General features: G+C 63.3%; 18 protein-coding genes. 5 read left to right on the top strand and 13 right to left on the bottom strand.

Features of this window, described 5'->3' with window-relative positions; all coding sequences use genetic code 11:
* Nucleotides 1–9: 9 nt before the first annotated feature.
* From B5D38_RS02650 to B5D38_RS02605, 10 genes are all read right to left on the bottom strand, one after another.
* Nucleotides 10–504, bottom strand: coding sequence for a TRAP transporter small permease (locus B5D38_RS02650; RefSeq protein WP_078706822.1), 495 nt, complete (start codon nt 502–504; stop codon nt 10–12).
* 185 nt (nt 505–689) lie between these two features.
* Nucleotides 690–1,703: a TRAP transporter substrate-binding protein gene (locus B5D38_RS02645; RefSeq protein WP_078707082.1), complete on the bottom strand. Its 1,014-nt coding sequence runs from the start codon at nt 1,701–1,703 to the stop codon at nt 690–692.
* 266 nt (nt 1,704–1,969) lie between these two features.
* On the bottom strand, nt 1,970–2,866 hold the full coding sequence (locus tag B5D38_RS02640; RefSeq protein WP_207552875.1) for a dihydrodipicolinate synthase family protein: 897 nt from the start codon (nt 2,864–2,866) through the stop codon (nt 1,970–1,972).
* A gap of 246 nt (nt 2,867–3,112) precedes the next feature.
* Nucleotides 3,113–4,102 (bottom strand): tripartite tricarboxylate transporter substrate binding protein, encoded by a 990-nt coding sequence (locus B5D38_RS02635; RefSeq protein WP_078706820.1) that lies wholly within the window; start codon nt 4,100–4,102, stop codon nt 3,113–3,115.
* 102 nt (nt 4,103–4,204) lie between these two features.
* Nucleotides 4,205–5,722, bottom strand: coding sequence for a tripartite tricarboxylate transporter permease (locus B5D38_RS02630; protein ID WP_078706819.1), 1,518 nt, complete (start codon nt 5,720–5,722; stop codon nt 4,205–4,207).
* A complete protein-coding gene (locus tag B5D38_RS02625) occupies nt 5,716–6,201 on the bottom strand; it encodes a tripartite tricarboxylate transporter TctB family protein (RefSeq protein WP_078706818.1) in 486 nt (161 codons plus the stop codon). Before B5D38_RS02625 ends, B5D38_RS02630 begins: the two co-directional genes overlap by 7 nt.
* Nucleotides 6,202–6,220: 19 nt before the next feature.
* Entirely contained in the window at nt 6,221–7,189 is a 969-nt protein-coding gene (locus B5D38_RS02620; protein WP_207552874.1) for a Bug family tripartite tricarboxylate transporter substrate binding protein, read from the bottom strand.
* Nucleotides 7,190–7,290: 101 nt separating this feature from the next.
* Nucleotides 7,291–8,124 carry an IclR family transcriptional regulator gene (locus B5D38_RS02615; protein ID WP_165690768.1) on the bottom strand — a complete coding sequence of 278 codons (834 nt, stop codon included), beginning with the start codon at nt 8,122–8,124 and terminating at the stop codon, nt 7,291–7,293.
* A 299-nt stretch (nt 8,125–8,423) separates the two neighbouring features.
* Nucleotides 8,424–11,105, bottom strand: a complete 2,682-nt coding sequence (locus B5D38_RS02610; protein ID WP_078706816.1) for a bifunctional acetate--CoA ligase family protein/GNAT family N-acetyltransferase — start codon at nt 11,103–11,105, stop codon at nt 8,424–8,426.
* Between the two features lie 151 nt (nt 11,106–11,256).
* Nucleotides 11,257–11,697 carry a hypothetical protein gene (locus B5D38_RS02605; RefSeq protein ID WP_131829853.1) on the bottom strand — a complete coding sequence of 147 codons (441 nt, stop codon included), beginning with the start codon at nt 11,695–11,697 and terminating at the stop codon, nt 11,257–11,259.
* A 313-nt stretch (nt 11,698–12,010) separates the two neighbouring features.
* Between B5D38_RS02605 and B5D38_RS02600 the strand changes: the two genes are divergently transcribed.
* Nucleotides 12,011–12,331, top strand: coding sequence for a helix-turn-helix domain-containing protein (locus B5D38_RS02600; protein ID WP_207552873.1), 321 nt, complete (start codon nt 12,011–12,013; stop codon nt 12,329–12,331).
* The gene (locus tag B5D38_RS02595; protein ID WP_078706813.1) at nt 12,328–12,858 is read left to right on the top strand and encodes a DUF6456 domain-containing protein; all 531 of its coding nucleotides are present in this window, start codon (nt 12,328–12,330) and stop codon (nt 12,856–12,858) included. Before B5D38_RS02600 ends, B5D38_RS02595 begins: the two co-directional genes overlap by 4 nt.
* An 18-nt stretch (nt 12,859–12,876) precedes the next feature.
* Here the strand turns inward: B5D38_RS02595 and B5D38_RS02590 are convergent, their stop codons facing one another.
* Complete coding sequence (locus tag B5D38_RS02590; protein ID WP_078706812.1) at nt 12,877–13,299, bottom strand: SufE family protein; 423 nt, start codon at nt 13,297–13,299, stop codon at nt 12,877–12,879.
* An 85-nt stretch (nt 13,300–13,384) separates the two neighbouring features.
* Nucleotides 13,385–13,900, bottom strand: a complete 516-nt coding sequence (locus B5D38_RS02585; RefSeq protein ID WP_078706811.1) for a DUF5330 domain-containing protein — start codon at nt 13,898–13,900, stop codon at nt 13,385–13,387.
* Nucleotides 13,901–14,302: 402 nt separating this feature from the next.
* Between B5D38_RS02585 and B5D38_RS02580 the strand changes: the two genes are divergently transcribed.
* From B5D38_RS02580 to B5D38_RS02570, 3 genes are read left to right on the top strand one after another with little or no spacing between them, the layout of a single operon-like run.
* The gene (locus B5D38_RS02580) at nt 14,303–16,135 is read left to right on the top strand and encodes a sensor histidine kinase (RefSeq protein WP_165690767.1); all 1,833 of its coding nucleotides are present in this window, start codon (nt 14,303–14,305) and stop codon (nt 16,133–16,135) included.
* Nucleotides 16,136–16,157: 22 nt separating this feature from the next.
* The gene (locus tag B5D38_RS02575; protein WP_165690766.1) at nt 16,158–16,928 is read left to right on the top strand and encodes a peptidoglycan-binding domain-containing protein; all 771 of its coding nucleotides are present in this window, start codon (nt 16,158–16,160) and stop codon (nt 16,926–16,928) included.
* Between the two features lie 10 nt (nt 16,929–16,938).
* A complete protein-coding gene (locus tag B5D38_RS02570) occupies nt 16,939–17,277 on the top strand; it encodes a DUF1491 family protein (protein ID WP_078706808.1) in 339 nt (112 codons plus the stop codon).
* Between the two features lie 10 nt (nt 17,278–17,287).
* On the opposite strand, the gene B5D38_RS02565 is transcribed toward B5D38_RS02570, so the two are convergent.
* The gene (locus B5D38_RS02565; protein WP_078706807.1) at nt 17,288–18,376 is read right to left on the bottom strand and encodes a hypothetical protein; all 1,089 of its coding nucleotides are present in this window, start codon (nt 18,374–18,376) and stop codon (nt 17,288–17,290) included.
* Between the last annotated feature and the right edge of the window lie 341 nt (nt 18,377–18,717).

The following is an 18,717-nucleotide window of genomic DNA, read 5'->3' as shown; positions in this document are numbered from 1 at the left end:
CCTCCGCGCCTAAATGTTCTCGTGGTTCGTGACCCAGGCGCGATGGCGCTGCACCATGCGCTGGAGCAGTCTCACGGTCATGAGGAAGAAGGTCGCGGGCACGATCGCGTAGACGGCACCGTAGGGCCAATCCAGGGCCGGAGTGGTCTTCTCGACCAGGAACGCATCCCGCATGATGCCGATGCCGTAATAACCGACGGCGAAGATGAAGATGGTCCAGATGAGATCGAGGATTTGGTCGAGCACGTACTTTGCGACGCCCGTCACAAGCGCGTCGATAATCTCGACGCGGACATGCGCACCTCGCAGAATGGCCAGGCTGCACGAAACGTAGATGAGCAGGATGAAATCATAATTCGCCAGCTCCTCTGTCCATGACAGGGAGAAGTTCAGGAAAAACCTGAAAAGCACCTGCATGAAGCAAAGCACGACGAGCGCGAGGAAGAGGAGAACGCTCAGCGTCTCCTCAATCTTATCGGTATGGGAAAGAAACTTGCGGACCATTCTTCGCACCTCCCCGCGCGAAGTCGTTGTTCTTTTCCGCCGCCATGGGGCGACGCCGGCATTGGCCGCGTTGGCCTTTCAGTTGGACACGGGGGCGGGCGCACCGTCTTCCTCTGCCCGCGCGCATCGGCAAACGCTTCGCCGGTGCGCCTTGATTGGTCCAATGGGATCGGACGAAACGCGGCTCAGTTGGTCGACGCTGCGTCGATCGCCTTCATCAAGCCGTCGTACATCTCGGGCGAGATTTCCTTGCCGTGCTTCTCCACCACAGGCAGGGCGGTGTTGCGCATCTCCGCGAGATTTTCCGGTGAGATTTCGGTGTAGGTGATGCCGGTCGCAATCAACTTCTGCAGCGCTTCGGTCTCGCTTTCCTTCGAGGCCTTGCGCTCATAGGCGGCGAAGATCTTCGCGCCCTCGGAAACAACCTTCTGCTCCTCCGGCGTCAGGCCGTCATAGAACGCCTTGCCGATGATCAAAACGTCCCAGGAGTGCATGTGCCCGCTGTTGGAAAGGTACGGCTGCACCTCGTAGAAGCGCGACAGAAGGATCGTGGCATAAGGGTTTTCCTGCCCGTCGATCGCTCCCGTTTGCAGGGCGGAGAAGACCTCGCCGAAGCCCATCGGCGTCGGATTGGCGCCGAGAGCGCGGAAGACGTCGAGAATGACCGGGTTCTGCATGACCCTCAGCTTGAGGCCCTTGAGGTCCGCGAGCGAGGTGATCGGATGCACCCGGTTGGTAATGTGGCGCGTGCCGAAATCGCCGATCGCCAGTCCGCGAAAACCGACGGGCTCCAGCTTCTTGAGAAGCTCCTCGGCCCAGGGACTATCGGCGACGCGGTTTGCCACTGCCTCGTTCGGGAAGACGTAGGGCAGATCAGGAAGGCGGAATTCCTTGACGAAGTTTCCGAGCACGGAGGGCGTCGGCACGTTCATCTGCACCGTGCCGAGCTTGATCGCCTCGAGCACATCGAGGTCGCCGCCAAGCATCGCGTTGGGATAGATTTCAACGCCGAGATGGCCGCCGGATTTGTCCTCGACGTATTTCTTGAACTCCTGAATGGCGTGATACTGGTAGTGCTGCTCGGAAATGCCCGTGCCGATCTTGATGACCTTGTCCGCGGCGGCCCCCGCGAGAGTGGATAAGGCGAGAGCGGCGCCAGCGACGACCGCCGCCAACCCGAAACGTCCCGTATTCTTCATGCTTTCCTCCTGAAGCTTCGTCGCGCCGGCCGGCAACGCCGCGCCTCTCCCCGCGTCGACGACGTGTGATGAGATTCATGGGAATTCATGGAGGCCGGGCCGACGACGGATGCATCGGCCGCGACGAATTCACGAGAATGCCCGATCCGCCAATTCAAGGGTCGGTCGGCCCCGAAAGCATGAGCCAATCGGCCGAAGGGGCATCTGACGGCAAGCCTTGACAGGTGCCGGCGTCCATGAGCGGCCGGCACCCATGCTCGGCCGTCCTAAAGAAGATCGGCCAGCAGCTTTTCGATCTTCTTCTTGTTCGCGTCGTCCAGGTCGCCCAGCGGCCGGCGCGGCAGGCCGACATCCAGACCCTGGGCGGTCAAGGTGTACTTGCAGACCTCTTGCCAGTGCGGCACGCCTGCCTCCTTGTCATAGAAGAAGTAGTCGATGAACGGCTGCATCTTGGCCTGCTGGGCGCGTGCCTTATCGACGTTCTTCTCGACGATGCAGATGTCTTGCAGGTCACGACAGGCGCGCGGCAGAATGGCGGGAAAACCGCTCAGCCAGCCATCGGCGCCGGCGAGAAGACCCTCCATTGCCGCATAGTCATGCCCGTAGAAGACATCGAGCTTGTCGCCGCAATGGAATTTCAGCTCATGGACGCGGTTGGCATCGCCGTGGGCCGCCTTGATGGCGCTGACCACGCCTTCGTCGACCAGCGTCTTGACCTCCAGCGGCGTCAACTCGTAGCCCGTGAACCAGGGGTTGTTGTAGACCATGATCGGGATGGAGATGTTCTGCCGCAGCTCGCGGAAGTGATTCATCACCGCCTTCTTGTGGGGGGTCAGGTAGTAGGGCAGGATGACCATGACGCCGTCGGCGCCGTGCTCCTCGGCGAACTTGCTGAGCATCACCGTGTGCATCGTGGGATAGACGCCGGTGCCGCAGAAGACCGGAACCTCGCCGGCGATGAAGCCGAGCACATGGTCCATGATCTCCTTCTGCTCGTCATGGCTCATGGTGATGTTTTCGCCGGTGCTGCCGCAGATTGACAGGCACTGTGCGCCCTGCTCGAGCAGCCAGCGGAGATACTTCTCCATCTTCGGCTTGGAGTAGCTCTGATCGCTGTTCCAGATGGTCATGCACGCGGGCATGAGGCCGACGGCCTTTTTCATTTCAACATTCTCCTCGAAGTTTAAGGTTGCTTCACGGGGGCGGAGGGAAGCCGTCACCATGAAGATTGGAGGGGAACGCAGTGTCCATTTCGATCCTCGAAGAAGAAATTCGAAAGCCTTCAGTGGACACTACGTTCCCGTCGCGGCAACGAAAGCTGCCGCGAGAAGCTGGTGATATCGTCGAGTGTGGCGGGTGACGGACCTCTCCCCCGGAAACCCTGTCTTCCGGGGGAGCCCTGCCGGTCTTTACTTGCCGGCGCCCGCACCAAGGCCGAGAGCGTTCATGACCTCTTTGGTCTGCGCCTCGTGTTGATGGAGAAAGGCGGAGAAATCCTCGGCTCCCATGTATTGGGTGCCAAAACCGCGATCGCTCATGCCCTTCTGAAAACTCTCTGTTTCATAAGCCTGATGAATACGCCCCTCGATCTGGGAGACCAGCGCGGGGTCCATACCCGCCGGCCCCGCGATGCCGCGCCATGTGCCGCCGGTCACGTCCTTGCCAGTCAGCTCCTTGGCGGTCGGCACGTCGGGATAGCGCTTGAGACGCTCGTCTGCGAGGACGGCGACCGTCTTCACCATGCCGGCGGCGGTCAGCGCATCCGTCTCGGGAACCGAGCAAAGCACCACGTCGACGCCGCCCGAGGCGAGCTCCTGAAGGCCGGCCGCAGACCCCTGCGCCGGAATGAGATTGACCTTGGCGACGTCTATGCCCTCGGCCATCATCAGCGAGATGAACGGGATGTCCCAGCTCGCGCTGCAGGTTCCGCCGCAGGAAATCTTGAGGCTGGCCGGATCCTTCTTGAGAGCGGCGACAATATCATCAAGCGACTGAAGCTTGGAATCCGCCGCAACGTGAATGGCCGAAGGATCGACGTTGACGAGAGCGATGGGCGTGAAGCTGTCGGCGGTGAAATCGGCCTGCCCGAGAATCTTGAACTGCGCGAACGGGGAGAGTTGTCCAAGCGTATAGCCGTCGGGCTTTGCGGTCGTATAGGTTGTGTATCCGACGATGCCGCCGCCCTGGGCCTGGTTGATGACGTTGATCGGCTGGCCGCCGCTCGTCTCCAGCTCTCTCGCGATCAGACGCATGGTGTAGTCGCTGCCGCCGCCGGCGCCCGCCACGACAATGAGATTGACTGGCTGCTCAGGCCAGTCGGCGAGTGCATCCGCCGCGAGGAGCGCATTCGCCGCGACTGCGCCGATGAGGGCTCCGGCGATCCTGGATGTGGTTTTCATTGATGCAGCCTCCCTGTAGTTTGGTGATAATACTTGTTAATACGAAGTATAATCTAGTAGAATTATAAGTGACAACCGTTAATTCATGTCGATGATTGGAATTCACACCTGATTGGTGTCGGTTTGTAATTCGCCTTCGCGATTTGCCGAGTTGAAAGCCTTGAGAGCGACCGTCAGCGTCCAGATTCCGAGAGTCAGAACTCCGATCGTGCCGCCGATCGGGCGGTTGAAGAAGGCGATGAGATCGCCCTGGGACTTCAGCATGGTCGTCATGAATGTCTGCTCCAGCAAAGGCCCGAGAATGAGCCCGAGGATTGCCGGGGCGAGGGGGATGGAGTTGGCCTCCATCACATATCCAAGCAGACCGAAGACGATGATCAGCCCGACGGCGAAGAGTGTATTCTCGACGGAGAAGGCACCGAGGACGCAGAAGAGAAGAATGACGGGTGAGACGAACTTCGCCGGCATCCGCAGGATCAGGCCGAACGCATGGATGCAGCCGATGCCAAGCGGGATCATCAGAAGGTTTGCGACGAAGAAGATCGCGAAGATCGTGTAGATGACTTCCGGCCGGTTGAGGAACAGCGTCGGGCCGGGATTGATGCCCTTGATGAACATCACGCTGATGACGATGGCGGTGATCGCGTCGCCGGGGATGCCGAACACGGTGGCCGGGATGTAGGCGCCGCCGAGACTGGCATTGTTGGCCGCGCTCGCCGATACGATCCGCTCGACCGCGCCTTCGTCCGTATCGGCCGAGCCGACCTTGGAGAAGCGCCGGCCCATGGCATAGGAGATCCATGCCGCAATATCCGACCCGGCGCCGGGCAGCGCGCCGACGATCGTGCCGATGAAGCTGCCGCGGAAGATGGCCGTCTTGTGCCGAGGAACGACCTCCCCGATGGTGGCGAAGATCGAGCCACTTCGATTGGCCTTCTGCTCGCCGACGAGATCGACATTGGCGTTGCGCAGGAGCTCCGATATGGCGAACAGGCCGATCAGCACCGGGATCAGGCCAAGCCCACCCATCAGGTTGGTCGAACCGAAGGTGAAGCGGGGCATTCCAGACACAGGGTCGAGGCCGACCGTCGCCAGCAGAAGGCCAAGCAGCAGGGACGCCATACCCTTGAGCAACGAGGGGCCGGCGACGAAGGTCGCGCAGGACAGGCCCAGCACCCCGAGCCAGAAATATTCCACGCTGGAGAAGGAGAGGGCGATCCGCGCCAGCCACGGAGCGCAAAGGCTGAGGACGGTTGCGCTGATCAACCCGCCGGCGGCCGAAGCGAACAGCCCCGCGCCGAGGCCCAACGAAGCCTTTCCTTTCCGCGTCAGCCCGTAGGCGTCGTCGGCATAGGCTGCGGAAGCCGGTGTTCCGGGCATTCTCAACAGCGCTCCCGGAATGTCGCCCGCGAAGATCGCCATGGCCGACGCGGAGATGATGGCCGCCACGGCGGGCAGGGGCTTCATGAAGATGATGAAGGGAACGAGCAGCGCTGTCGCCATGAGCGCCGTCAGGCCTGGAATGGCTCCGATGATCAGGCCGTAGCAGGAACAGACGAGGATGACCGCGAGCAGATAAGGATCGGCAAGCTGAGCGAAAATGGCGAGGGGGTCTACCATATGAACCACCCCGAGATCGGCGTCAGAAGCCCCCAGGATAAAGGCACGTGGAGGAAGGACGCGAAGATGATGTTGACGACCATCGCCACCGCCAGAGAAATCCCGATCGCCGGGAGCGGCGACACGTCGTTGACCACCAGGATCATCGCGAGAAGGACGGTTGCCGTGCCGAGGAAGCCAAACGGCCCGATCGCCAGCATGTAGAAGGCGATGCTGAACGGTAGCACCCAGAAGCGAAGGAACGCCTTGCGCGAAGCCAGCCAGTCCGGCGCGACCAGAAAGGGCGTGGCACGAAGGCCGCGCCAGCTCTGGATCACGATGCCGCCGCCGACCAAGGCAAGGCCGCATCCCACGAGAAACGGGAAGAAACCCGGACCATAAGCAAGATGACGGGGAGGAACCAGCGTCCTCGCATAGATGACGACAGCAATCCCGATGCAAAGGAAGATCGCGCCGATGATGGCATCGTGGATTTTCATGACTGGATTCCGCGAATGACTATTTCTGGTAGCCGAGGGCGGTCATGACGCGCTGCGTCTCTTCCTCGTGCGTATGCATGAGGGCAGCGAGTTCTTCAGCGCTCATCCACTTCACGCCGAAATTGGCGGTGGCCATGGCCTGCTGAAATTCATCGGATTCAACGGCCGCCCTGATCGCGGCTTCCCAGGTCGCGGCGGTGTCTTCGGGAATACCGGCCGGCCCACCGATGGCCCGCCACGTTCCGCCGTCGACCGGGTGGCCAACTGTATCGCCGGCCAGTGACACGTCTTCGAAGCCCGGAACCTTTTTCGGACTGAGGACGGCCAGCGGCCGCACGACGCCCGCCTTCATGAGAGACGATGCCTCGGGCAGCGAGACCGTCTGGAAGTCCACCCCGCCGGACGCCAGCTCGGTGAGGCCGGTGGCAGCGCCTTGGCCGGGAATCCAGCTGATCTTGTCGACGGCGATGCCATAGTCGAGCATCATGGCCGCAACAGGCACGTCCCAGACGCTGCCGCAGCCGCCGCTGCAATGGATCTTGTATTCGGACGGCGATGCCTTCAGCGCGTCGAGCGCTTCCTTCAGCGACTTGAACGGTGAGCCGGAGGCGACGACGATGGACGATGAGTCGCCGTTAAAGTTGGCGATGGGCGTGAAGTCTGACGCAGAAAAATCCGCCTGCCCGGTAAATCGGTATCCCGCATAAGGGAATAAAAGGCCAACCGTATAGCCGTCAGGTGTCGCGTTCTTGATCGACGTCAGTCCGACGACGCCACCTCCCTGGCCCTGGTTGATGATGGTGATCGGTTGTCCGAGCTGACCTTCGAGACTGCGAGCGAGGAGACGCGTCGTCGTATCCCCGCCACCGCCGGCTGCAGCCGGTACGATGATCGTTACCGGCCGCTGTGGGAATTCAGCGGCGAGCGATCCTCCCGCACTCGCTGACCCAGCCAGAAGAACGGCAACGACGGATTTCATCAGCCTCATCGGTAGCCTCCCAACTCCTTTGATGGGAAGGGACTAAAACTATTGCCTCAGGCTGTCAATCCCATAATTCGGAACTAGCATCGAAAATCGGGCGCTAATTCCTACAGGTTGTTCCACCCCAACCGCAGCGAGATTTCATCGGCTGTGCGGATGACCGCAGGTGCCAAGCCGTGAATCCTGCTCAAAGGCATTCGTGCACTGGTACCGGATACGCTGATGGAGGCGAAGACTCGCCCCCTGGAGTCGCGGATCGGCGCGCCGACGCAGCGGATGCCAAGCTGGTTTTCTTCATCATCAATCGAAAAACCCCGGTCCCTGATCTGGGCAAGGTCGGCCTGTAGCGTCTCAAGCGTCGCCAGCGTGTGGGCCGTGCGCGCCTTGAGCCCTTCTTCGACTGCGATGCGAGCGATGAGATCGCTGTCCTGGAAGGCGAGGAACGCCTTGCCGACCGCGGTGCAATAGGTTGGCGCCGCCTCCATGGTGGTCAGCGTCGTCAGGCGTGTTTCGTCCATTTCCTCGCGTTCGATGCACACCATCTGGCTGCCATCGAAAATATGGAGATGGACGACTTCTCCGGTGAGCTGATGCAATTCCAGAATATGTTGGTGTGCGTGGCGGTTTAAGTCCAGATTCGCGATCACCACGTTGCCGAAATAGAACATCTTCAGGCCCAGACGATATGTCTGGCGTCGCCCGTCCTGATCCAGGAGGCCAATGTCTCGCAAGGATGCAACGATCCGGTGGACCGTCGTCCGCGGCAGACTTGTCTCATCCATGATTTCTGAAATGGAAAGCTGCCCCCGTGCCCGAGTGAAACAGTCGAGAACCGCAGCCATCTTGTAGAAGAGCTTTGCGCCGCTGTCGCCGCCGTTCTCCGCGTTATCTGCTTCAGCCGAGCCTGTTGCTGTCATTGATTTGAAAAGTGGATCTGCCATTCGTGTAAATCCCAAATGCCGCAGCCGCGGAAGCGGCTGAGGCTGGCGGCTCCCTTCGCGACCTCCCATACGGATCGCCACGCGCTCGCCAACTGCCATACCATACTGCTTAATCCGCAAGGCGGAATAAAGCAAGCCGGAGAGCGGTGGCTTCCCTGGTTGATCCTGTATCAGTCTTGCCCTGGCTCGGCTTGGAGCAGGATCCAACCTTCCGGGGTCCTGAGGGGTGCCGCCGATTCACCTTCCCGCTCCATCTGCGTGGAGAGGCCGGAAAGCCTCTCCACTTTTCACGGAGCGCCCTAACCGGCGAGATTGGGATCGATGGTCGCCAGATCAATCTCGACGCGGCAGATTTGCGGATCGTTCTCGTCGACATGCCGGCTGAAGCCAAGCCGCCCGGCGAGGTCGATCATCCCGCGATTCTCATAGAGCACGTCGCCGAAGACCCGCTTGAGCCCCCGCGCCTTGCCGTAGACGAGGAGATGGCGCATCAGCGCCGAGCCGATCCCGTGGCCCTTCATGTCGGAGCGAACCATGATGCCATATTCCGCCGCCTCGTTGTCCGGATCGGCGATGATGCGCGCCGCGCCGAGGATCGGCGCTTCCATCGACGCGTCCGGCTTGATCACGAAAGCCATCTCCCGTTCGTAGTCGATCTGGGTCAGACGCGCGACGAAGCTGTGATCGATCCTCTTCACCGGCGCGAAAAAGCGCAGCACCAGATCCTCAGGCGAGGATCGCTCCAGCATCTCGATGAGCGCCGGCTCGTCCTCGGGGCGGATGGGGCGGATGTGATAGCCTGCCCCGGCGCGCAGCGTGATGTCGCGCTCGAGCTCTTCGGGATAGGGGCGAATGGCGAAGCGGGCGGTGCCCGCCGCCGGCTTCGGGCGCACCACGACGCGCCCGTCCAGGGCGATGACCCCCGAATGGTCGGCGAGAAGCGGGTTGATGTCCAGCTCAGCGATTTCGGCGAAGTCGGCCGCCATCTGGGAGAGCTTCACGAGCGTGTGCGCGATGGCGTCCATATCGGCGGCGGGCCGCTCGCGATATCCCCTGAGAAGCCGCGAGACACGCGTTCTTGCGATCATGTCGTGGGCGAGAACCATGTTGAGAGGCGGCAAGCCAACTGCGCGGTCCGCGATGACCTCGGCGGCTGTTCCGCCCTGGCCGACGAGCACAACGGGGCCGAAGTTCGGGTCTTCGGCAATGCCCACCAGGAGTTCGTGGGCGTGCGCCCGCACGATCATCTGCTGGACGGTGAACCCGTCGACCTGTGCCTTCGGTTTGCGCTGGCGAACCAGATCGAGCATGTCGCTCGCCGCGATGCGCACCGCCTCGGGCGAATCGAGCTCCAGTTGGACTCCGCCGACCTCCGACTTGTGGGAAATGTCGCGTGACAGGATCTTGAGGGCGACCGGGTATCCGATCTCCTCGGCCGCGGCCGCCGCCTCCTGCGGGGTCGTGACGATCCGGGTGTCGACCACGGGAATCTCGTAGGCTGCCAGCAACTGCTTGGCCTCAGGCTCGGTCAGGACATCGCGTCCCTCGCGGAGTGCCTCCTCGACGAGCACCCTGGCGGTCTCCCGGTGAGCCGGATTGACCTTGAGGGGCGGTGGCGTCTGCATCAAGAGGTCCTGATTGCGCCGGTACTCGACGAGGTGCATGAACGCGCGAACTGCGCCGTCGGGGGTCTCGTAGGTCGGCACGGCCCTCTCCGCGAACAGGCGGCGCGCCGGCTCGGCCGTGCTCGCGCCCATCCAGCAGGTGAGAATCGGCACGCGACGGGTGCTGCCCAGCGCCGCGACAGTGGCCCTCGCCGCATCAAGCCCGTCGGTCGTCGCTGTCGGGCAGTTCATGACGAGAACCGCGTCCTGTTCATGGTCTGGAAGGATGGCCTTAAGAGCCTTTTCATAGCGCTCGCCGGTCGCTTCCCGCAGGATTTCAACCGGGTTGCCATGCGACCAGTCGGCGGGCAGAAGCGCTTCGAGCTGTGACAACGTCTCTGGCGCGAGCGCGGCGAGGGTGGCTCCATGATCCTCCAGCGCGTCCGTCGCCAGCACGCCCGCTCCGCCGCTGTTGGTCAGAATCGCAAGCCGGTTTCCCCGAGGGCGCACCTGGCAGGCCAAGGTGCCGACAGCCTCGAACAGCTCGCGCAGTGAGGCGACGCGCAGCATGCCGGCACGCCTGAAGGCGGCATCGCAGACCGCGTCGGAACCGGCGAGGACGCCGGTGTGTGACATGGCGGCCCGCGCGCCAGCCTCGGTGCGCCCGCTCTTGATGATGACCACCGGCTTGATGCGCGCCGCGATCCGCGCCGCCGACATGAACTTGCGCGCCCCCGTGATCGACTCGGCATAAAGCAGAATGGCGCGCGTGCGCCCGTCCTGGGCAAGGTGGTCGAGAAGATCGCCGATATCGACATCGCTCATGTCGCCGATCGACAGGAGATGGGAAAAGCCGACGCCATGGGCGTCTGCCCAATCCAGGACGGCAAGCGCCAAGGGGCCGGACTGGGAGACGAAGGCGAGATCACCGGCGCGTGGCGTGATATGCGCGATGGAAGCGTTGATGCCGCGCTGCGGCGACACGAAGCCGACGCAGCTTGGCCCGACGATGCGCATGAGGTGGGGGCGGGCGGCGGCGAGAAGCTCGTCGCGCAAGGAAGGGCTGAAGCCGGAGGAGATGACCACGGCCGCTCGGCACCCCCGCTCGCCCAGCTCCGCGACAAGTGCGGGAACCGATGCGGCGGGTGTTGCGATGACGGCCAGATCGGGGTCAAGCGGCAGATCCGCCACCGAGCGATAATTGACCGTCGAGCCGATGACCTCCTCGTGGGGATTGATGGGCATCACCGGCCCCTGGAAGCCTGCCCGGAACAGGTTGCGTGCGAGCACTGAGCCCACTGTGCCGGGGCGGTTGCTCGCCCCGATCAGCGCAATGGACTTGGGAGCAAACAGAGCGTCGAGGTTTCTGACGGTCATGGCGCTTCACGGTCCTCCCATGGTTCGTTCCGGCAATCCGCTTGACGATCTTATGAGAGCGTTTAAGCGGAAGGCGTCCCTGTGCGGGGATGATACCGCGATGTGAGGCGACGTCGAGCGCAACCATCGCTTGCCGCGACGTCAGGGCGCATCATGCGCCGGCGAGGCGCGAGGTGCCGCGGCGATGGGCGCGACGGACGAAGCGGCTGTTGAGGCTCTTTCCGCTTGGTCGCGAGTTCCCCTCGCGGGAGGATTGGTCGCGATCCCGACCGTCAAGCCAGGCGAGCGCGCGGCTCGTCGCGATGTGTCGATTGACGTCGTAGGCGGGATGGCCGCTTCGCGCGAGGCGCAACAGGCGCGCCATCTCGGCGACTACCGCCTGGCGCAGACGAGCCGCGAGGGCGGAATCGATTCCGCTCGCCAGGACGGGCCAACCATGCGCCGGGGGAGGATATCCCAACCGGGCGAGCGCGGACGCTATGTATTGGCCGTATTCCGCCTGGCGCTGGGAAGTGCGCAGATTCTCGATGTAGCTGCGAGCCGCAGCGCGCAGTGCCTGCTCCATCCCCGCCAACGCTGTTTCCTGGGTCACATTCGCTCTCCTGCCTTGGACGTCGACAATGATGGGCAGCTGTGCGGGGAGGGGAGGAAAATAAACGCATGGCTCATTGATGGTGGAGGTATGAGCCCTGCATCCTAAGGGATTTTGGCAGAAGTATGCGCTAGCAGATGGAAGGAAGTTATTCCTATATCCTCAGGGTTGCGCTAGACAGGAGGCATCGCTGACAAAAGGTGAAGTCATGCAGCCGAGCCCCGTGAGTACCCCCCAACACTCTTTCCAACGCCGCGAGGCGCCACTTCCGAGGCCCGCGATGCCGCCTCGCGCGGCAGGCCTTCGATGTGTCATGGCCCAGGAAATCGTCAGCGCCTGTCTCGATGTGCCGGTGGCGGAGATCGTCCAGCCGCAACGCAGTCTCGCCGAAATATGTCTGGCGCGGCATGTGGCGATGTATCTGGCCCACGTCATATTCCAGGTGCCGCTCGCCTCGATCGCTCCGAACTTCGGCCGTGACAGAAGCAGCATCGGCCATGCCGTGCGCCGGATCGAGGATCAGCGCGAGGACCGTGACTTCGACGCTCTTCTCAGCCGTTTGGAGCGACTGGCGACGTCCTGCGCCGAACTCATGCCACCGCCCGCTCAGGACCTCGACGGAGATCCGCGATGACCGCGCTCCGGCAGACCTTCAATCAGGAAGAATCGCCGCTCTACCGTCTTGCCACTCGTGCCGCGCGCGATGGCCGACCATTTCTTGCGCCAAGCGAGGCGATGGCCGGCGAGCGCTTGCGCGCCGATTTCACCCGCGCCGGATTGACGCCCGCTGTCAGTCAGCGATGGGATTTTGGCGCGAAGGCGAGCGAGGGATGGCGCGGCGCGAGCGACCTCTCCGAGACGGCCTTGGACGCCAAGGCCCGCGTCAATTCGGCGATCGCCTCGGTTGGCCCGGAACTGTCGGGCGTGCTTTTGGACGTGTGTTGTTTCCTGAAAGGGCTGGAGACGGTCGAGCATGAGCGCTGCTGGCCGGCCCGGTCCGCGAAGCTTCTCTTGAAGGCGGGACTCGGCATGCTGGCGCGCCATTACGGATTCGACCGCGAGGCAGGCTCGGGCAAGAGCGGACATATCCGGCGATGGGGCGCTGCCGATTATCGCCCGACCATCACCGGAGCGGACCGCGATGCGGCGGGCAACGGCTGATCCGGCCGCCCGAAAACCTCAGACCGCTTCGAGAGCGTGACGAGCATCTTCCTTGATGCGCGTGACCATGGCCCTCAGGCCGTTCGAGCGCTGCGGTGTCAGATGCTCCTTGAGGCCGAGCCTTGCGAAGGCGGCCTCGGCGTCGATCTCCAGGATCTCCGGCGCGGTCTTGCCCGAGAAGAGCGTCAAGGCGATGGCGACAAGGCCGCGCACGATATGGGCGTCGGACTCGCCTTCATAGGTCAGGTGGGGCGGCATGGCGCCGTCTTTGTGGCTGATCAACCAGACCTGACTGACGCAGCCGCGCACCTTGTTGGTATCGTTCTGCGCCTCGGGCGGCATCTCCGGAAGCTGCCGGCCCAGCTCGATCAGGTAGCGGTAGCGATCCTCCCACTCATCGAGAAACTCAAACTCGGCAGCGATATCTTCGAACGTCGGCATGATGCATCCGCTTCCAGAATAGCGTGGAGCACCGGATGGGCATCCGATGCTCCTATTGCCGATATAGTAGGATTGAGGGCCGGTGTCAGGTCCGAGGCGGATTCTGGGGCACAGGAATACGCTTGGGCATGAGCGGTACGGTGGCCGGGCTCGCGGGAATGGCAGCACTTTGCTGCGCGATTATCGGGCGTCGGTATTCGGTCGGCGGCGCAATCTGCGGCGTTTCGACGATGGGGCTCTCGTCGACGGCGTCGATCATCTTGCCGATCGGATCGACGGCTGGGGGCTCGCTCTGGATGGCCGAGGTCATGTAGGGATCGACCACCCGTTCCTCGCCCGATCCGTCCCGCATCATCCGATAGGCGAGGCGGGCGCCGTCGCTGATGCGATCGCCTGCGAAAATGGCAACGCTCTGCCCCATGGCGCACGCATCCGGCGCTCGCTCGCAGAAGCCCGAGAGGTCGGCCACGGCCTGCTGAAGCCCCTGAAGGCCCTGATAGAGGTTGAAGCTCGATGCTGCGTCCGGGCCTTCGCCTTGCCTCGGCGACATGAAGAAGGCGACCAATCCAAGCAAGAATGCCGTTTTGATAATGAACCGCATGACGTTCCCTGTCTGCCGTTTGCTTGGGGCTCGCCTCGTTGATTGGGCGGCACCTCTTTTCGACACGACGACCATAGAACTGATGCTCAAAGGCCGCGTTTCAGCCATTGCCGGCATTCGATTCAAGTTGTAACGATACCTGTCTCGGCAAGGGGGCGATATGGCCCCGCGGGTTTTGAATCGCCTTCAAAGCCGGCTGCCAACCGGACGTTAACCATGATCGCATCCTTGCGGACCGCCGATTGTGGAACAGCCCGGATTGCCGGGAAACGCCATTGGCTTGCAAGCCGGGCTTATGCCTTCCTTAAAGTGTTAAGCGCATCGTTCGATCGATCGCCGCCGAACGTCGTCCGCCTGCGGATGTCTCGTCTGTCGGCCGCGGAACTATCGGTGGAAGTGGCAATGAAGCAACGAGACGAGCACTGGGCGGGGCGGCAATCGATCGACGCCCGGAGTCTCATTGCTCTCGCGAGGATGCGGTTCTCCGGCTTCGTCTGCCCGGCGGTCACGGCTCGCGAGGAGCGCGAGACTCAGGCCCGCGCCATTGGTGCACTTGTCGTCGGCGGCCTCCTCGTGGCTCTTGCCGCACCTCTTTTCGCCGTTGCAGGCGGAGGATCGCTGGTTGCCACCGTCCCTCTATTTGTCGCCGGCCTTCTGCTTGGCACCGCAGCCGCACTGGCGGTAACCGGATGCTTCGATGTGGTGGTCGGCGGTCTTTTCGTTGTGATCATCCTTGGCATCGGCGCTGTCGTCTCGGGCGGCGAGGGATGGCATTCGCCGCTTTTCTGGCTGATCAGCCTACCCATCGCCGAAGCGATCGCGCTGAAGCGGCGCCCCGTTCTGGTGGCGAGCCTCACGAGCGCTGTGCTCGTCGTCGTCGGCCTTCTGTTTTTTGCGAAATCGCCCGCTCTCGTGGAAACCGGCGGAGCTGATCGCTCGACCATGATCTCGGCGCTCGTCTTCGGGCTTTATTCTCTTGCCCTTGCCGCGCGGCGCGCGGCCGGCCGCCAACCGGATACGGCGCCTTCGACCCTCGATGAAGCCGAGACGGCCGCGATCGAGTCGGCGACAGACCGAATCGTGCTGCGCTTCAACGGCGCCGGCCGCCTGACCGGTTCTTCCGAGGCGCTGCGGGTTCGGCTAGGCTCTTCCTCCACGATCGCCTCCGAGGCCGATCTTCTTCAGCGCATCCATGTCACCGATCGGGTCGCCTACCTGAAGACGTTGAGCGACATGGCGGCCGGGCGCGACGAGGCGGATGTCGGTCTCAAGATGCGGGTCGCCGAGGACAAGTTCGCGCCGTTTTCCATGAAGCTCATCGGTCTCGACGCCGAAGACGGACAGCGCCGGGAAATTCTGGGCGTGCTCTCAGAGGAGCGGCCGCATGACCGTGACGAGCTCGAGGCGGCACTCGATGAGGCTCGTCACGCCTCGGCGGCGAAAAGCCATTTCCTTGCTGCGGTTAGCCACGAGTTGAGAACGCCGCTCAACGCCATCATTGGCTTTTCCGATATTCTGGAAATGGAATATTTCGGGCGTCTCCAGAATCCCCAGCAGAAGGAATATGTCGGCCTGATCCGCCAGTCGGGACAGCACCTGCTTTCTGTGGTGAACAGTCTCCTCGACATGTCGAAGATCGAGGCGGGGCGCTACGAGCTTTCGCCCGAATCCTTCACGCTGTCGGAGGTCATGACGGCGACCGCCGACATGATCCGCCCCGAGGCGGAAAAGAAGGGCATCACCCTCGATCTTCGCCCTGGCTGCGGCGACACGGCCATCGTCGCCGATAAGCGCGCATGCCAGCAGATGCTGATCAACCTTCTGGCCAATGCCGTGAAGTTCACCGACAAGGGGATCGTCACGCTGGAGAGCCGGATCGAATCGGCCGGCATAGCGATTACCGTGACCGACACGGGCATCGGCATTGCCGAGGCCGATCTCGCCCGGGTTGGAAAGCCCTTCACCCAGCTTTCCACCGGGGTCGCCCGGCAGTATCCTGGAACGGGGCTCGGCCTGTCCCTGGTCAAAGGTTTCTGCAATCTCCATCATGGTACGATGAAGATCAGTAGCCAGACCGGGGTGGGCACGGCCGTGACCCTCCGCCTACCTTTCGACTGCACCGCCATCGGCGAAACCGCCGAGGCTTCCGAGGAAAAGATCGTACCGCTGACCGATGCCCGCAAGAAGACCAGCTCCCGCCCGCACGACATCGAACAGAAGCGCGCATCGGCCTAAAGGCCTGATCCGCGCCGGCCAGTTGGCGGTTGTCGTCCTGCGTCCTGCCGCCGGCTTTGTGCTTCGCAATCCCAAGCCCACGGCAATCGCCGCAGGGCTGGCGACGCTGTTTGCCGTCGTCGCCGGCAACGCCTTCTATGGTCAGCCGGGGCGTCATCCTCATCCCATGCTGGTGACGCGCGCCGAGACCGGCGCTTCGACCACGGGCAGCCAGCTTCGGGTTGCGACGAATGATCCGACGCTGGCTCCGGTGCCTCTCGTTCGCGAACTCCAGGAGGCGTTGGCCGAAGCTGGATATTACGCCTCGCCCGTCGACGGCCGGCCAGGACCGGCGACCGAGGCGGCCATCAAGTCGTTTCAGAGCGATAACGGACTGAGGGTCGACGGCGAGCCATCACCCGCGCTGCTCTCGCGGCTGCACCAGGATATGGCGAGTGCGGCGCCCGTGCCGCAGGCCCGATCCTCCGCCGCTGGTCGTGGAGGACGCGTGGCGCAGTCGCCAACAGAGGAGACGACCGGCGCCATCGCGGCCGTCGTGCCTTCCTCTCGTGAGACCCAGCCCGCTCCGGCGGCCTCTTCCACTGCCGAGAACCTTTCGGAGAAGGAGCTGGTACGGCGCATCCAGGAAGGGCTGTCGGCGGCTCAGGTCGCTTCTCTCGATGCCGACGGCATCGCGGGCGACCAGACGCGCGCCGCCATCGCTACCTTCGAGGCGCTGGAAGGGCTCGAGGTGACCGGTGCGCCGCGCCCGCAGATCCTGAAGCGGCTCATCGAAATCGGCGCCGTGCATTGACGAGGCACCGGTGACAGCCCGCATCACCAGTGCGCTGTTCGTGGCGCAGCTCACGCGTCGCGTCTTCGCGGACGGAAGCTTCGCGGCCGTCGAGCGCAAGGGAGCGGAAGCCGCCGGCGCGATTTTCATCGTGACGCGCACAAGGATGGGCGAGGTGAAGCTGTTCTCGCCCGCCATTCAGGCCCTCGCGGGCGATGATGGCGAGCGTCGCTTCATGGCCGAAATCATCGCGGACGACGCCACGCTTTCCTTGCGATGGGAACGGGAGGCGCGGTTCGATCCTGATTTCTGGGTTGTGGAGATCGAGACGGATGCGCCCGAGCGCTATCTTCTGATCGCCGAGGACTGAGGCTGAACGGTCAGGCGCGGCCTGTGCCTGTGCCCGGCTTCTGCTGCGGCGCGATCCTGCGGCGCCCGAAGGCCGGACGCGGTGCCCCGTGCGAAGGGCGGGCGGCATCCTCGACCTGCGCCTGATAGCCGGTGCGCCGGGCCGCCGGCCCTGCCACAAGACGGCGGCAGTCGTCGCGCGAAAGAGCGCGGTAGAACGTCTCCATCTGTGCGAAGGTCTTCGCCGTCCGGCCGATCCGGGGCTTCAAGAGAACGAGAATTGACATGGCTTCGGCCGGCGTGGTGCCGAGGGCCTTCAGCGCGACCGCAAGACGCTCGCCCTGCTCGTCCTCTTCCACAAGCGCCATCATCGAGGGGTCTGCGTCCAGTGCCTCACCCAACCGGCGGTAGCAGGTCTCGAAGTGACCATCCATCGCCAGCTCGATCATCATGCCCGCGCTGAACGGCTCGGTTCGGCCGCGTACGCCGGGAAGTCCGCGCATGACCAGCCGCTCCAACGTGCGCCGCGCCTGTGCGGCCCCCGTCGTGGGGGGCGGAACCGCCACGGGAGGGGCTTCCGGAACGAGCTCGGGCGCCAGGGGAGGTGCCTGGAGTTTGGGGCGAGCGAAATCTTGAGGCGTTGTCTCATTCTCCGCACGAGGCGCGACTTCAGGGTCGCCTTGTTGTGTCGGCTTGGCGGGTGGTGCTGGCTGGGGCGAAGGCGACGCCTCGGCCGAGCGAAGCGCCTGACGCTGCCTCAACAGCCGATCGATGCCGGTCTCGCCCCGCGCCGCGAGCGCGGCAAGATCATCCGCCTTGAGTGTCGGGCTTGCGACGAGGAACGGTGCGGCAACTTCGATGGGCGCCGCCAGGAACGCCTTCACCAGTGCGCGCGGGACGAGCGGCGAGCGGCTGAGCGCCGCGGCGGTTGCGCGGCGGGTATCTGAAGACAGCTTTTCCCACGCCGCCATCACCAGCCGATTCAGGTCTTCGGCTTGTCGTTCCGAGGGGGCGCGCAAGGCGGCATAGGTGGCGACGGCCGCCGACACTGCCGCGTCGAGGCCGCCGCTGCCTCGGGCATACTCCAGATCCCGAAAGATGCGGGGGGCGGCGTCCTTCATTGCCAGTGTCCAAACACTCACTGCGAATTTCAGTCAGAGGCAAGGATGCGCCGATAAGAGTTAGAAACCTATTAACCTTGACCAATCTCAAATGCGCGGCGGAAGGGAGAGCATAGACCTCCTCGGTGCCCAAGGCCCTGAGGAGGAGGCGAAGACCATGGCAGTCATTGTCGCATTCCCAAGGCGTGGCGCGTCGAGCGCGTCGATAAAGCGAGAGGGCCATGATGAGGATCGCCACGGCTTTGGCGAGATCATCATTCTGCCTTGCGTTCGACGGGAAAGGCTTGATGAGCAGCGTTGTGAGTTGGAGGATCTCCGGCCACAAGGCCAGCTGTTGACGT

The sequence above is a fragment of the Consotaella salsifontis genome (assembly GCF_900167365.1).
Classification (GTDB): domain Bacteria; phylum Pseudomonadota; class Alphaproteobacteria; order Rhizobiales; family Rhizobiaceae; genus Consotaella; species Consotaella salsifontis.
Note: the sequence above shows the minus strand (reverse complement) of the source record. Positions and strands in the feature narration are given on the sequence as shown.

Bases quoted from the DNA above. Each gene is read 5' to 3' on its own strand.
- B5D38_RS02615 (WP_165690768.1), bottom strand. From the start codon at position 8,124: ATGGCAGATCCACTTTTCAAATCAATGACAGCAACAGGCTCGGCTGAA.
- B5D38_RS02595 (WP_078706813.1), top strand. From the start codon at position 12,328: ATGACCGCGCTCCGGCAGACCTTCAATCAGGAAGAATCGCCGCTCTAC.
- B5D38_RS02630 (WP_078706819.1), bottom strand. From the start codon at position 5,722: ATGGTAGACCCCCTCGCCATTTTCGCTCAGCTTGCCGATCCTTATCTG.
- B5D38_RS02645 (WP_078707082.1), bottom strand. From the start codon at position 1,703: ATGAAGAATACGGGACGTTTCGGGTTGGCGGCGGTCGTCGCTGGCGCC.
- B5D38_RS02590 (WP_078706812.1), bottom strand. From the start codon at position 13,299: ATGCCGACGTTCGAAGATATCGCTGCCGAGTTTGAGTTTCTCGATGAG.
- B5D38_RS02650 (WP_078706822.1), bottom strand. From the start codon at position 504: ATGGTCCGCAAGTTTCTTTCCCATACCGATAAGATTGAGGAGACGCTG.
- B5D38_RS02635 (WP_078706820.1), bottom strand. From the start codon at position 4,102: ATGAAAACCACATCCAGGATCGCCGGAGCCCTCATCGGCGCAGTCGCG.
- B5D38_RS02610 (WP_078706816.1), bottom strand. From the start codon at position 11,105: ATGACCGTCAGAAACCTCGACGCTCTGTTTGCTCCCAAGTCCATTGCG.
- B5D38_RS02640 (WP_207552875.1), bottom strand. From the start codon at position 2,866: ATGAAAAAGGCCGTCGGCCTCATGCCCGCGTGCATGACCATCTGGAAC.
- B5D38_RS02625 (WP_078706818.1), bottom strand. From the start codon at position 6,201: ATGAAAATCCACGATGCCATCATCGGCGCGATCTTCCTTTGCATCGGG.
- B5D38_RS02585 (WP_078706811.1), bottom strand. From the start codon at position 13,900: ATGCGGTTCATTATCAAAACGGCATTCTTGCTTGGATTGGTCGCCTTC.
- B5D38_RS02600 (WP_207552873.1), top strand. From the start codon at position 12,011: ATGGCCCAGGAAATCGTCAGCGCCTGTCTCGATGTGCCGGTGGCGGAG.
- B5D38_RS02620 (WP_207552874.1), bottom strand. From the start codon at position 7,189: ATGAGGCTGATGAAATCCGTCGTTGCCGTTCTTCTGGCTGGGTCAGCG.
- B5D38_RS02580 (WP_165690767.1), top strand. From the start codon at position 14,303: ATGAAGCAACGAGACGAGCACTGGGCGGGGCGGCAATCGATCGACGCC.
- B5D38_RS02565 (WP_078706807.1), bottom strand. From the start codon at position 18,376: ATGAAGGACGCCGCCCCCCGCATCTTTCGGGATCTGGAGTATGCCCGA.